The organism is Pandoraea commovens, assembly GCF_902459615.1.
Lineage (GTDB): Bacteria > Pseudomonadota > Gammaproteobacteria > Burkholderiales > Burkholderiaceae > Pandoraea > Pandoraea commovens.
Genome location: NZ_CABPSA010000003.1, coordinates 260,696 through 273,631 on the forward strand (window position 1 = coordinate 260,696; position 12,936 = coordinate 273,631).

At 64.5% G+C, this 12,936-nt stretch carries 11 protein-coding genes; 9 read left to right on the forward strand and 2 right to left on the reverse strand.

All coding sequences use genetic code 11. The features are described 5' to 3' along the window. Window position 1 precedes the first annotated feature (1 nt). Entirely contained in the window at window positions 2-1,279 is a 1,278-nt protein-coding gene (gene queG / locus PCO31010_RS11535; protein WP_150664397.1) for a tRNA epoxyqueuosine(34) reductase QueG, read from the reverse strand. A gap of 8 nt (window positions 1,280-1,287) precedes the next feature. On the opposite strand from queG, the gene tsaE reads away from it, so the two are divergent. Both tsaE and PCO31010_RS11545 read left to right on the forward strand, forming a co-directional pair. Then, window positions 1,288-1,821, forward strand: coding sequence for a tRNA (adenosine(37)-N6)-threonylcarbamoyltransferase complex ATPase subunit type 1 TsaE (gene tsaE, locus PCO31010_RS11540; RefSeq protein WP_150664398.1), 534 nt, complete (start codon window positions 1,288-1,290; stop codon window positions 1,819-1,821). Beyond that, window positions 1,815-3,278 carry an N-acetylmuramoyl-L-alanine amidase gene (locus tag PCO31010_RS11545; RefSeq protein ID WP_174984649.1) on the forward strand — a complete coding sequence of 488 codons (1,464 nt, stop codon included), beginning with the start codon at window positions 1,815-1,817 and terminating at the stop codon, window positions 3,276-3,278. Before tsaE ends, PCO31010_RS11545 begins: the two co-directional genes overlap by 7 nt. Before the next feature lie 136 nt (window positions 3,279-3,414). Here PCO31010_RS11545 and PCO31010_RS11550 read toward each other — a convergent pair whose 3' ends face one another. Further along, window positions 3,415-4,086 (reverse strand): VTT domain-containing protein, encoded by a 672-nt coding sequence (locus PCO31010_RS11550; protein WP_046292988.1) that lies wholly within the window; start codon window positions 4,084-4,086, stop codon window positions 3,415-3,417. A gap of 208 nt (window positions 4,087-4,294) precedes the next feature. Here PCO31010_RS11550 and mutL point away from each other — a divergent pair, with 208 nt between their 5' ends. From mutL to PCO31010_RS11585, 7 genes are all read left to right on the forward strand, one after another. Then, complete coding sequence (gene mutL, locus PCO31010_RS11555) at window positions 4,295-6,391, forward strand: DNA mismatch repair endonuclease MutL (protein ID WP_425495013.1); 2,097 nt, start codon at window positions 4,295-4,297, stop codon at window positions 6,389-6,391. 7 nt (window positions 6,392-6,398) lie between these two features. Beyond that, window positions 6,399-7,340 carry a tRNA (adenosine(37)-N6)-dimethylallyltransferase MiaA gene (miaA, locus tag PCO31010_RS11560; protein WP_150664400.1) on the forward strand — a complete coding sequence of 314 codons (942 nt, stop codon included), beginning with the start codon at window positions 6,399-6,401 and terminating at the stop codon, window positions 7,338-7,340. A gap of 236 nt (window positions 7,341-7,576) precedes the next feature. Then, window positions 7,577-8,461, forward strand: coding sequence for an ABC transporter permease (locus PCO31010_RS11565; protein ID WP_150664401.1), 885 nt, complete (start codon window positions 7,577-7,579; stop codon window positions 8,459-8,461). 1 nt (window position 8,462) lies between these two features. Further along, entirely contained in the window at window positions 8,463-9,515 is a 1,053-nt protein-coding gene (locus PCO31010_RS11570) for an ABC transporter ATP-binding protein (protein ID WP_150664402.1), read from the forward strand. 105 nt (window positions 9,516-9,620) lie between these two features. Next, window positions 9,621-10,685, forward strand: coding sequence for an extracellular solute-binding protein (locus PCO31010_RS11575; protein WP_150664403.1), 1,065 nt, complete (start codon window positions 9,621-9,623; stop codon window positions 10,683-10,685). 35 nt (window positions 10,686-10,720) lie between these two features. Further along, window positions 10,721-11,632, forward strand: a complete 912-nt coding sequence (locus PCO31010_RS11580; protein ID WP_246184559.1) for an ABC transporter permease — start codon at window positions 10,721-10,723, stop codon at window positions 11,630-11,632. An 88-nt stretch (window positions 11,633-11,720) separates the two neighbouring features. Beyond that, window positions 11,721-12,917, forward strand: coding sequence for a M24 family metallopeptidase (locus PCO31010_RS11585; protein WP_150664404.1), 1,197 nt, complete (start codon window positions 11,721-11,723; stop codon window positions 12,915-12,917). The last annotated feature ends 19 nt before the right edge of the window (window positions 12,918-12,936 follow it).

Sequence of the window (12,936 nt, forward strand, 5' to 3'; positions counted from 1 at the left end):
CTCAAACCGGAACTCCTTCCTGGGCAAGCGCCCACTCGACATGTTCGCGCACCAGCGCGGAAGGGTGATCGCGACGCGCAAGCAACGCATCGCGCATGGGAATGCGGGCATCGGCATCGGGCGTCTCGCGTAGCGCATTGCCAAGGCCGACGGCGAGATTGCGCAGCCATCGCTCGTGGCCGATACGACGAATCGGGCTGCCCGCAAGCCGGTCCATGAATTCCGTCTCAGTCCACGCAAACAGCTCGACCAGCGACGCGCTATCGAGTTTGTTGCGCGGTGCGAAATCGGGCAGCGGCGACGGCTGCGCAAATTTGTTCCAGGGACAGTAGAGCTGGCAGTCGTCGCACCCGTAAATGCGGTTGCCCATCTTGGCACGCAGCGACTCAGGGATTGCGCCCTTGTGTTCGATGGTCAGATACGACACACACAGCCGTGCATCGACGCGAAACGCTTCGGTGATCGCGCCCGTCGGGCAGACATCGAGGCAGCGACGGCATTGGCCGCAATGCTCGCCGCGATCCATGCGAGTGCTTGAGCTGGCGCTGTCGTCCTCGTTGTCGCTTTCATCAGCGTCGACCGGCAGCGGAACGTCGACGAAGATTTCACCGAGGAAGAAAAGCGAGCCCGCGTCGCGCGAGAGCAACAACGTGTGTTTGCCGCGCCAGCCGAGCCCCGCCTTCTGCGCGAGTTCGACCTCCAGCACCGGCGCGGAATCGGTGAACGCGCGATAACCGAACGGCCCGATGGCCTGCGTAATGCGATCCGCCAGTTGTTGCAGACGATTGCGCAGCACCTTGTGATAGTCGCGTCCCCGGGCATAGAGCGACACGACGGCCTCGCCGGGCATCTCGGCACGCGCCATTTCGCGCTTGCGCCACTGGGCGAGGTCGGTGTCGCTGGGAAGATAATTCATGCGGGCGCTGATCACGCGCACCGTGCCGGGGACCAGCTCAGCGGGCCGCGCACGCTTCATACCGTGGGCCGCCATGTAGTCCATGTCGCCATGACAGCCGTCGTCGAGCCACTGTTGCAGACCCGCTTCGGCATGCGAGAGGTCGATGTCCGTGATGCCCACGTGACCGAAACCAAGCTCGCGCGCCCACCCCCGGATTTGCACCGCAAGCGCGGCCAGACCCTTCGGATCGAGGGTGGCAGCGAGGGCCGACGGCGTCGCAATGTCGCGCGAGGGCGACACTTCCTTTGCATTCGGAGGTGCCGATGGCTCGACTTGTGCGGCGGTAGCGGGGAAAATCACGGAAGCTTTCATCGACTCCATTTTACGCAATGCCCGCCATGCCCGACTCCTCTGCGCCGCTTCCGCTGGGCGAACGCATCTTCGCGCTGCCGGACGAAGCCGCCACCGAGGCCTTCGCCGCGGCATTCGCTCGCGCTGTCGTTGAGCGCATGGCGCATACCGACGCCGCGCACGCAGGACTGCACGTGCAGCTCTCGGGCGACCTCGGCGCGGGCAAAACCACCTTCGTACGCGCCCTGTTACGCGCGCTGGGTCACACCGGACGCGTCAAAAGCCCCACTTACGCGCTGTGTGAACCATACAACATCGACACACCACAAGGCGTGTTGCCGGTCTATCATTTCGATCTGTACCGCTTTGCCGATCCGGCCGAATGGCACGACACGGGCTTTCGCGAGCATTTTGCAGGCGACGCCCTGTGCCTGGTCGAGTGGCCGGAAAAAGCCGAAGGACTCCTTGGCACCCCCGATTTGCGCCTTTGGCTGGAACCAGTTGGCGATGCCCGCCGTCTCACGACGAGCGCCTACACGCCGGCCGGTCTTGCTTGCCTGAACTCATGCTGATCAAACGCTTCGCCCGTACCGACGACGCCTCATCGCCCAACGCCGGCCGCCGCCGCGCTTTGCGCGCAGGCGCATCGACCCTGATTCTCGCCCTCACCGGCCCCCGCTTCGCGTTCGCCAACGCTATCGTGGCAGTGCGCGTCTGGCCGGCGAGGGACTACACACGTGTCACGCTGGAGACCGACAACCCGGTCAAATTCCAGCAGCAGTTGATGGAGAGTCCGAACCGCTTCGTCATCGATCTCGACGAAGTGGACCTGAGTCCTGCGCTGCGCGACCTCGTTGCCAAGATCCAGCCGAACGATCCGCAGATCGCCCAGGTGCGCGTGGGGCAATTCAAGCCCGGCGTCGTGCGCATGGTGTTCGATCTGAAGGCGGGCGTGAAGCCGCAGTCGTTCACGCTGCCCCCGGTGGCGGGCTACAAGTACCGCACCGTGTTCGATCTGTACCCGGCCGTCGAGCCCGATCCGCTCATGGAGTTGCTCGCGCAAACCGCCAACAAGGCGCAGGCGCTCGCGCAGAATTCGCATCCGCCGCAGACCTCGGGCAACGCCAACACGCCGAGCAGCGAAGAGAGCGAAGCGTTCTTCCAGCGGTATGCGCAGCAAGGTCAGACGACGCGTCCTGCGCGCCCCGGACCCACGCCCGCTACGCCTGCCGCCCCGGACAAGACACCGCCGCTCGCCCAGCGCAACGACGACGACACCGACGATCTGCCCCCGCCGCCGCGCGGTCAGAAGACGGCGCGTCTGCTCACCATCGCCCTCGACCCCGGCCACGGCGGGGAAGACCCGGGGGCGATCGGCAGCAGCGGCACGTATGAAAAGGTCGTGGTGTTACAGATCGCAAAACGGTTGCGCGACAAGATCAATGCGCAGCCGAACATGCGCGCCATGATGACGCGCGACGCCGACTTCTTCGTGCCGCTCGGCGTGCGCGTGCAGAAAGCGCGTCGAGTGGATGCCGATCTGTTCATGTCGATTCACGCCGACGCCTTCACGTCGCCCTCCGCCAACGGCGCTTCCGTGTTCGCGCTGTCCGAACGGGGCGCGACGAGTGCGACCGCCCGGCTGCTCGAAAAAACGCAGAACGCCTCGGATCTGATCGGCGGCGTCAACATCAAGACCAACGACCGGACGGTGGCGCATGCGCTGCTCGATATGTCGACCACGGCGCAGATTCGCGACAGCAAGGTGTTCGGCACCGCGCTGCTCGCCGAGATCGGCACGGTGGCGGACCGTCTGCACAGCAAGAACGTCGAACAAGCGTCGTTCGCGGTGCTCAAGGCACCGGATATTCCGTCGGTGCTGGTCGAGACGGCCTTCATCAGTAACCCCAAGGAAGAGCAGTATCTGAACGATCCGGCCTATCAGGAACGGCTTGCAAACGCGCTGCTCAAGGGGATCCGGGCCTACTTCTCGAAGAATCCGCCCATCGCGAAGAATCGCACGGCCTGAGCACCTGAGCACACGAAGTCTCTGCCACCCAACAAAAAATGGCGCGTCGGAAACCGGACGCGCCATTTTTTTTGTACTGACCTGGACTGCTTCGGGGAGTGACGAACGTCCGCCGCTCCCTCGCAAATCGACTGACTTACTTGCTCTGCCCTTGTGCCGTATTGCTACGACGGCCGCGCGTGAACAGCTTCCACACCGCGCCGAGGGCGATGGGCACGACGGCGGCCGAGATACCGACCAGCACGATCACGTTCAGGTACTGCTTGACCAGCGGCAGGTTGCCGAACAGGTAGCCGCCACCCACGAGCAGCACCACCCAGATCGCGGCACCCAGCACGTTATAGAGCTGGAAGCGCGTCCACGGCATGGCCGAGACACCGGCCACGAACGGGGCAAACGTGCGCACGACCGGCACAAAACGCGCCATCACGATGGTCTTGCCGCCGTGGTGTTCGTAGAAGTCGTGCGTCTTACGCAGCGCGTCGCGATCGAGAAAACGCCAGTTCTTCTCATACACGCGCGGCCCGATCTTCGAGCCGATCCAGTAGTTGAGCGTGTTGCCCGTCACCGCAGCGATAAACAGCAGCACGCCGAGCAGCCACGGATCCATGGCCCCGGTGGCCGCGAAAGCGCCGCCGATGAACAGCAGGGAATCGCCCGGCAGGAACGGGAACAGCACCAGCCCCGTTTCCACGAATACGATCATGAACAGGAACAGGTACACCCAATTTCCGTACTGATCGATAAACACCCCAAGATGTTTATCGATATGGAGCACCATCTCCAGCAATTGCACCAAAGTATCCAAGTCGATTCCTCAAGATAAAGGACGCCGGCCCGTCCCTGCGGGCGCGCGACGAGTCGCATCATACCAGCATCCCACAGTCGAATTAGTTGCCAATTAAAGACGAAATAATGACAAGAAACGCGCCGATGGGGATACGTCAGAACGCATTAGATCACGTGTCACATGCCGAAACGGCGCCCGGCTTATGTCTTTGAGGGCAGCCTTTATAATGGTTCCCATGTCTGCCACCCCGACCCCCGCCCCCGAAGCGCAAGACCCGGCCGCCGATACGTCGGCCAACGCGCCCGAACGCCGTCCCGGCCCAATGCCAGCGGGCCTCGCGCCCGCGCGCGCCATCCGCGTACTGCCCGACCAGCTCATCAGCCAGATCGCCGCGGGCGAGGTGGTCGAGCGTCCGGCGTCCGTGGTTAAGGAACTGCTGGAAAACGCCCTCGACGCCGGTGCCCGTGCGCTCCAGGTCAAGCTCGAAGAAGGCGGCGTGCGCCGCATCGCCATTACCGACGACGGCGGCGGCATGTCCGCCGAGCAACTCCCGCTGGCGCTGACCCGCCACGCGACGAGCAAGATTCGCACGCTAGACGAGCTAGAGTCGGTGCTCACGCTCGGATTCCGGGGAGAAGCGCTGGCATCCATCGCCTCGGTCGCACAGCTCACGCTCTCCAGCCGTCAGATCGATGCGCCGCACGCGACCGCCATCGACGGCAACACCGGGGCAATCACCCCGGCGGCCGGTCCGGTGGGCACAACGGTCGACGTGCGCGACCTGTACTTCAACACCCCCGCGCGCCGCAAATTCCTGAAGACCGAGCAAACCGAGTTCGGTCATTGCATGGACGTCATCCGCCGTAGCGCCCTCGCGCGCCCGGACGTCGGGTTCTCGATCCTGCACAACAACCGGGCCGTGGAGCACTGGAACGCGTCGGACGCCGCCACACGGGTCTCGCGCGTGCTTGGCAACGACTTCGCCGACGCCCATCTCGCGCTGGACGAAGGCGCGGCGGAACTGCGTCTGTCGGGCTTCGTCGGCCTGCCGACGGCCAGCCGTGGCCGCGCCGACCAGCAATTCTTCTTTGTGAACGGCCGTTTCGTGCGCGACAAGCTGCTCACGCACGCCGTGCGCGCCGCCTATGAAGACGTGTTGCACGGCGACCGCTACCCGGCGTACGTGCTGTACTTCGAACTGCCGCCGCAGTTGGTAGACGTCAACGTTCACCCGTCGAAGATCGAAGTGCGTTTCCGTGATGCCCGCAGCGTCCACCAGTTCGTGTTCCACGCGGTGCAACGTGCGCTCGCGCGCGCGGCAGGCAGTGGCGGCGCAACGCACTCCGCGCATCTGACGGAAAGCGGTGGTCTCGCTGCCGGTCCCGGTGCGGCAGGCGGATTGGGGGGGCTTAGCGGTGGCCTTGGCGGTGGCTTCGGCGCACGTCCGGCAGGCGGCTTCGGCACGCCGGGCGGCAATAGCTGGAACGCGCGTGCGCAGCAAGGCTCGTTGGCGGTGCCGCAGCCGATGTCCGTCTACGACAATCTTTTCGGACGCACTGCGCCGCCCGCGGCACGTCCCTACGGACAGCCGGGGGTGACGGATGCCCCGTCACCGGCTTACGGTAGCGCGGGTGGTTTGGGTACTGCGGACGGCGCAGCACTCACCGGCGGTCTTGCCGATGCGTTGTCGGCCTCCGGCGGCGACACGTCCGCCGACGCCGCAGCCGCCATGCAACTCGAACAGCCGCTGGGCTTCGCGCTCGGCCAGTTGCACGGCATCTACATCCTCGCGCAAAACGCCTACGGCCTCGTGCTGGTCGACATGCACGCCGCACACGAACGCATTCTTTACGAGCGCTTCAAGCAGGCGCTGGTCGAGCGCAGCGTCCCCGTGCAGCCGCTGCTCATCCCGGTGACATTCTTCGCCGACCCGGTGGAAATCGGCACAACGGAAGAGCATCAGGAGACGCTGACTGCGCTCGGCTTCGACCTCGCCGCCATGTCCCCGACGACGCTCGCCGTGCGCGCCATCCCTGCGCTGCTCGACGGTGCCGACGCACAGGCGCTGGCCCGCGCGGTGCTGGCCGATCTGCGTCAGTACGGTGGCTCGCGCGTGCTCACCGAACGTCAGCACGAGTTGCTGGGCACGCTCGCCTGCCACACGGCGGTGCGTGCGAACCGACGTCTCACGCACGAGGAAATGAACGCGTTGCTTCGTCAGATGGAAGCGACCGAGCGTGCCGACCAATGCAATCACGGACGTCCCACCTGGTACCAGCTCACGCTCGGCGACCTCGACAAATTGTTCATGCGCGGACGTTGAGCGGTTCATGAAGGCAAACACTCCGATCGTCTGCTTGCTGGGCCCGACGGCTTCCGGCAAGACCGCTGCCGCGCTCGCGCTCGCGCAAACCACCCCGCTGGAAATCATCAGCGTCGACTCCGCACTCGTCTATCGCGAGATGGATATCGGCACAGCCAAGCCGAGCGCCGACGAACTCGCGGCCGTGCCGCATCACCTGATCGACATCATCGATCCGCGCGACGCCTACTCGGCCGCGCAGTTCCGCGAAGACACGCTGCGTCTGGTTGACGAGATCGCCGCACGCGGACGTCGTCCGCTGCTCGTCGGCGGCACGATGCTGTACTACAAAGCGCTCACGCAAGGCCTCTCACCATTGCCGTCAGCCGACGCCGATGTGCGAGCAAAACTCGATGAAGACGCCGTACGCGATGGATGGCCAGCGATGCATGCGCGGCTCGCAAGCGTCGATCCGGTGACGGCTGCACGCCTCGCACCGAACGACGCGCAGCGCGTTCAACGCGCGCTGGAAATTTTCGAGTTGTCGGGCAAACCGATGTCGCAGTGGCTGGCCGAACAAACGCCCGACACGTCCTCGCCACACACGTTCGTGCCTGTGGCGCTGGAGCCGGGCGACCGATCGGTGTTGCACGCGCGCATCGCGGAGCGTTTCCGGTTGATGCTCGCAGCGGGCTTCATTGAAGAAGTCGAGCGCTTGCGCGCGCGCGGCGACCTCGATCCGGGGCTACCGTCGATGCGCTGCGTCGGCTACCGTCAGGTGTGGGAATACCTCGACGGCGAGACCGACTACGACACCATGCGCGACAAGGGCGTCTTCGCCACGCGTCAGTTGTGCAAACGTCAGCTCACGTGGCTGCGCTCGATGCCCGAGCGTCACATCGTCGACTGCACCGCCGACGACGCCCCACAACGCGCCTTCGCGACCGTGCGCGCGCTCTGGGGCGACTGAACGCCTCATCCCCGACGCTTCGCTGGCTGTCGCCGCGAAGCGTATCTCCCTCCTGCTCGCCCTGCGCGTTCCGCCGTCCGAACCCCGTCTCCCTCGCCCGTCGAATCGCCCTGCGGCATCCGTTGAAACCCTGACAGCTTTCCGGTTTGCATGTCGATTTTGATATGCTAATTTGCATATCAACGTTTCGAGCAATGCAAATTTGCATCGAATCCACGATACCGGGAAGGGTGCCAATGACGCAGACTTCGATGGAGCCGAGTGGTGTGACGGGTGATGTGCTAAGGCGGCCGACAGGCAGCCCGAGGCGCGTGCCGGTTGCGGCATGGACGAAATGGGCGGTGCGTGCAGGGATCGCGTTGATCTACCTGTTCATGCTGAGTCCGCTGATCTTCGTCGTCTGGCTGAGCTTCTTCAAAGACGCGATCATCACGTTCCCGCCGAGCGGCTATACCGTGTCGTGGTACGTCAACGCGTGGCGCAACGCTGCGTTCGCCAACGGGTTCCTGCTTTCCCTGCAACTCGCTGCGTGCGCGGCCATCGGCGGCGTCATCCTCGGCGTGGCCGCATCGCTCGCGCTCGCCCGCTACCGCTTCCCCGGGCGTCGCACGCTGGGCAACGTTTTGCTATTGCCCCTCGTGGTGCCGGGCATCGTCGCGGGTATTGCCACCTATCTGTTCTATCTGCGCGCCGAGAACGCGCTCGACATGGACATCGTCGGCACGTTCGGCGGTCTCGTGATCGCCCACATCTGCCTGACGATTCCGTGGACGATGCGCCTCGTAGGTGCAAGCCTCGCGCAGATCGACGGCACCATCGAAGAAGCCGCACGTAACCTCGGCGCGGGCCCCTGGCGCACGCTGTGGCGAGTGACGCTGCCGATGCTGCGCCCCGCCATCGTCGCGGCCGTGCTGTTCAGCTTCATCGTGTCGTTCGAGAACCTCGAACTCACGCTGCCGCTCGTGGGACCGGGCAAGACCACGCTGCCCATCGCGATCATGCAGTACCTCGAATTCAACCTCGATCCGACGATTGCCGCCGTGTCTGCGGCGCAGATCGTGCTGCTCGGCATCGTCATGCTGATCACCGATCGCTTCGTCAAACTCAGCCAGGTGATCTGACATGGCCAACGTTTCGCTTCGCTCGCTGCGCAAGCAATACGGCAACGCCGCTGCCGTTGCAGACTTCTCACTCGACATCGCCGAAGGCGAACTCGTGGCCTTCCTCGGCCCCAGCGGCTGCGGCAAGACCACTACGCTGCGCATGGTCGCAGGCTTCGTCGAGCCGACGGCCGGTGAAATCTGGATCGGCGGCAAAGAGGTGTCGCGTCTGCCGCCGCACCGTCGCAACACCGGCATGGTGTTTCAGCGCTACGCCCTGTTCCCGCACATGACGGTCGCCGAGAACGTGGCGTTCGGACTGGAGATGCGACGCGTGTCCGCCGCCGACCGCGCCACACGCATTCGCGAAGCGCTCGACATGGTGCGTCTCACGTCGCTCGCCGACCGCTATCCGCGTCAGCTCTCGGGCGGTCAGCAGCAACGTGTCGCCATCGCCCGCGCGCTCGCGATTCGCCCCGACGTCTTCCTGCTCGACGAACCGCTCTCGAACCTCGACGCGAAGCTGCGCACCGAAGTGCGCGAAGAAATCCGCGCGCTGCAACGCCGTCTCGGCCTCACGACGATCTTCGTCACGCACGATCAGGAAGAAGCCCTCGCGATTGCCGACCGTCTGGCCGTGATGCACGACGGCTGCGTGCAGCAGATCGGCACCGCCGACGCGCTCTACGAACGCCCGGCGAACCCCTTCGTCGCCAACTTTCTCGGCAAGATGAATTTCCTCGCCGGACAGATGGACGCGGGCCAGTTCGTCACCGCGAAGGGCGAGCGCCTTGCGCTCCCGGGTGCGACACCCGACGCAAAGACACTCGGCATCCGCCCCGAACGCCTGCGCCTGACCGACGCCCCGGCGCAACACGAAACCGCCCTGCCCGTCACCGTCGATCAGACGATCTATCTCGGCTCGACGCTGGAGCTTCGGCTGAAGAGCCCGCAAGGCGAAATGCTCGTGGCGCATGTGCCGAATACCGCGCGCGACGACGCCCGTCTTTATGCGCCCGGCAGCGCACTCAAGGCGTGCTTCGCGAGCACCGACTGCCTGTTTTTCAACGCCTGACGTTTCACGACCAAGCCCTCATTCCAAGCATATTCCACGCACATTTCACGCACGCTTCGACCCATGCCAAGGCCCTCGATGGCCGACGTTTAGAAGGATGACGACATGACGCACGCCCTTAACCGCCGCACGTTCCTGAAGACCGCTTCCGGTCTGGTGATTGCCCCCGCGCTCGGACTCGATGCCCTCTCGGCGTATGCCGCCGAGGCGTGTCCGAACGTGGTAGTCGGCACCTGGGGCGGCGACTATCTGAACCTGCTCGAACAGAACATCGGCAAGCCGATCATCGAAGCCGCCGGCGGCAAGGTGACGTACGACTCCGCCGATCAGGTCGGACGCATGACGAAGCTGCGCGCCGAAAAGGCATCGCGTCGCGGCTCGCTCGACGTTGCGTGCCTCGCCGACCTCGACATGTACGACATCAACCGCTCGGGGATCCTCGAGACCGTCGACGCTAAGCTCGTGCCGAATCTGGCCAACACCCTCGAAACGCTGCGTCGTCCGTACTCGATCCCGCACATCTTCAGCGCGATGGTGATCGTCTACAACCCGGAAAAGCTCGGTACGAAGCCCGATTCGTTCACCGCCGCGCTCGATCCGAAACTCAAGGGCAAGGTCGGCTTCTCCGACATTCTTTACAACTTCAACGTGGTGAGCAGTTCGCTCGCGGCCGGTCACAAGGACGGCGATATGGCCGGTGGCGTGCAGTTCCTGCGCGAGTTGCGCAAGACGCAGCAGCCCAAGGTCTATCCGTCGAACGAAGCGGTCGCCTCGGCACTCAAGAGCGGCGACATCTGGTTCACGTGCATGTGGAAGGCGCGCGCGCTTCAGTGGAAGAAGGCAGGCGTGCCCATCGACTACGTTGTGCCGAAGGAAGGCGCAGTGCCGGTGACGTTCGAAGCCGCCGTGCCGAAGAACTCGCAGTCCAAGCCGTGCGGCTTCAACTATCTGAACGCGATGCTCGACCCGCGCGCCCAGATCGGTTTCGCCGAGACGATGGGCTACGCGCCGACCGTGAAGAACGCGAATCTGCCGCCGTCGCTGCAACAAAGCGTGGGCTTCACGAGCGCCGAACTCGACCGTATGGTGAAGCTCGACTATGCGCGCTTCACCGCCGACAAGCCCGCACTGCTCGACTTCTGGAACAAGGAATTCAAGGTGGGGCTGTGAACGTCGCCGACACGCCTGACACGCCGGACACCACCATGACGTCGCCTCGCCCGTCCACCGAAGCCTCCCGGGCCGCCACCGCACGCGCGGTGCGCGGCGCGTTCACCGGCGGCTCGCTCGCAGCACCCGCCACGCTCGTCGTGCTGTTGGTGATCGTGCTGCCGGGTCTGCAACTGGTGCGCTACAGCTTCAACCGGTTCGACCCCGTCGACATGATGCAAGCGGCCCTCACCGGCGCGAACTACATCAAGTTCTTCACCGATCCGTACTACCTGTCGGTGTTGTGGACGACGATCAAAGTCGCGTCGCTGTGCACGGTGCTCGCGCTCGTCTTCGGCTTCCCCGTCGCGTATGTGCTTGCGCGCACGCAAAGCCGTTTCAAGAGCCTGCTCGTCATGCTGCTGGTGTTCCCGTTGCTCGTGGGCAACGTGGTGCGCGCGGCGGGCTGGATGGTGATGCTCGGCAACGCTGGCTTCGTCAACTCGCTGCTCGTCTCACTGGGCATCGTGCCGCAGCCGATTCGCCTGCTGTACACGCCGTTCGCGGTCGTTATCGGCACCACGGCGGTCGTGCTGCCCTACATGATTCTGACGTTGCAGAGCGTGCTCGAAGGCATGGACTTTTCCGTCGAAGAAGCGGCACGCAATCTCGGCGCGACCTTCCGTCAGACACTCACCCGCGTGATCCTCCCGATGGCCGCACCGGGTATCGCGGCGGGCACGATGCTCGTTTTCATTCTGTGCATGAACGCATATGCCACCCCCGTGCTGCTCGGCGGCACCGGCATCACGATGATGACGCCTTCGATCTACGACCAGATCGCCAAAGCGAACAACTGGCCGTTCGGCGCCGTGCTGTCCATCGTGTCGATGGTCGTGACGTTCGCACTGGCCATCGCCTCTCACTGGGTCATTCACCGCCGTTACGCGAAGACGATGATGACCTGACTTCGCACATGCGCGCCAGCTCCGCTTGTCCTGCCCCGCGCGCATGTCCCCGACATTTCGCCTCTCGTTTGCAGACAAGGATTTTCCCATGCCGACTCTCTCCGATGCCACACGTCAGTACCGTCGCGGGCTGATGAACGATCTGATGGACCGCACGCGTGTCGATGCACTCGTATTCACCGCCGCAGACTTCTTCCAATGGGCCACCAACTTTCACGTCGACGTCCAGACGTGGGAGCGCCCCATCGCCGTTTGCGTGCCGCGTAACGGCGAGCCGTTCGCCGTGATGAACGAACTGTCTACGCATCATCTGATGATGGCGCGTGAGCGTCATCACCTGTGGCTCGATCTGGAACGCGTCACGCTCTACGCTGAGCATCCGCGCGTCACGCAACGTCAGCCGCTGCTTGCCGAAGTGCCCGCGCTCATCGCGGACACGCTGCGCGCCGCGGGGCTGGCCGCATCGCGTATTGGGGTCGATGCCGCAGGCGGTCCGCTTGCACGTGCAGGCGCCATGCTGCCCGACGCGAAGTTTGTGCCGATGCTCGCGGAGATGCGCGGCCTGCGCTGGGTGAAGCACGACGAAGAGATCGCCATCATGCGCGCGGCCTCCGAGTTGGCGGATTGGGTGCAGGACCGGTATCGCGAGAACATTCGTCCCGGGCGTCTGGTGCAGGAACTCGACTATTCGATGGCCGCGTTGATGGTCACTGAAGGTGCGAAACGCTTCCCCGGCGAGAACCTCGAAGTCATGCGCTGCTGGACACTCTCCGGCCCTGCATCTGCCTCGCCGCATGGCGATGGCGCATCGTGTGGTGCGCGCATCAGCGAAGGTGACGGCATGGTGAATATCGTGATCCCGCGTCTGAATGGTCTCGTCATCGAAAACGAACGCACGTGGTTCTGCGGCAAACCGTCGAGCGAACAGGCGCGCTTCTACGAAGTCGCGCGCGCGGCGAACGAAGCCGCAGTCGGCGCCGCGATCACCGGCAAGCCCGTGTCCGGCATCGACGCCGCTGCGCAGGCCGTCATCGAGAAGGCCGGTTGCGGGGAGTACATCCGTCACCGCACCGGTCACGGCATGGGCATCATCGGTCACGAGTATCCGGACGACATGGCGTTCAACCATCGTCCGTTGCTGGCGAATGAAGTGTATTCGGCCGAGCCGGGCATCTACGTCTACGGGCTGGGCGGCTTCCGCCTGGACGACTCGGTCGTCACCGGCGACACCCCGATCATGCTCACCCAGACCCCGCGAACGCTCGCGCACGCGACCATCGATTGAGAACGGAAGGCGGATGCCG

Excerpts from the sequence above, each read along its gene's own strand:
- queG (WP_150664397.1), bottom strand. The coding sequence starts at position 1,279 with ATGGAGTCGATGAAAGCTTCCGTGATTTTCCCCGCTACCGCCGCACAA.
- tsaE (WP_150664398.1), top strand. The coding sequence starts at position 1,288 with ATGCCCGCCATGCCCGACTCCTCTGCGCCGCTTCCGCTGGGCGAACGC.
- PCO31010_RS11545 (WP_174984649.1), top strand. The coding sequence starts at position 1,815 with ATGCTGATCAAACGCTTCGCCCGTACCGACGACGCCTCATCGCCCAAC.
- mutL (WP_425495013.1), top strand. The coding sequence starts at position 4,295 with ATGGTTCCCATGTCTGCCACCCCGACCCCCGCCCCCGAAGCGCAAGAC.
- miaA (WP_150664400.1), top strand. The coding sequence starts at position 6,399 with ATGAAGGCAAACACTCCGATCGTCTGCTTGCTGGGCCCGACGGCTTCC.
- PCO31010_RS11565 (WP_150664401.1), top strand. The coding sequence starts at position 7,577 with ATGACGCAGACTTCGATGGAGCCGAGTGGTGTGACGGGTGATGTGCTA.
- PCO31010_RS11570 (WP_150664402.1), top strand. The coding sequence starts at position 8,463 with ATGGCCAACGTTTCGCTTCGCTCGCTGCGCAAGCAATACGGCAACGCC.
- PCO31010_RS11575 (WP_150664403.1), top strand. The coding sequence starts at position 9,621 with ATGACGCACGCCCTTAACCGCCGCACGTTCCTGAAGACCGCTTCCGGT.
- PCO31010_RS11580 (WP_246184559.1), top strand. The coding sequence starts at position 10,721 with ATGACGTCGCCTCGCCCGTCCACCGAAGCCTCCCGGGCCGCCACCGCA.
- PCO31010_RS11585 (WP_150664404.1), top strand. The coding sequence starts at position 11,721 with ATGCCGACTCTCTCCGATGCCACACGTCAGTACCGTCGCGGGCTGATG.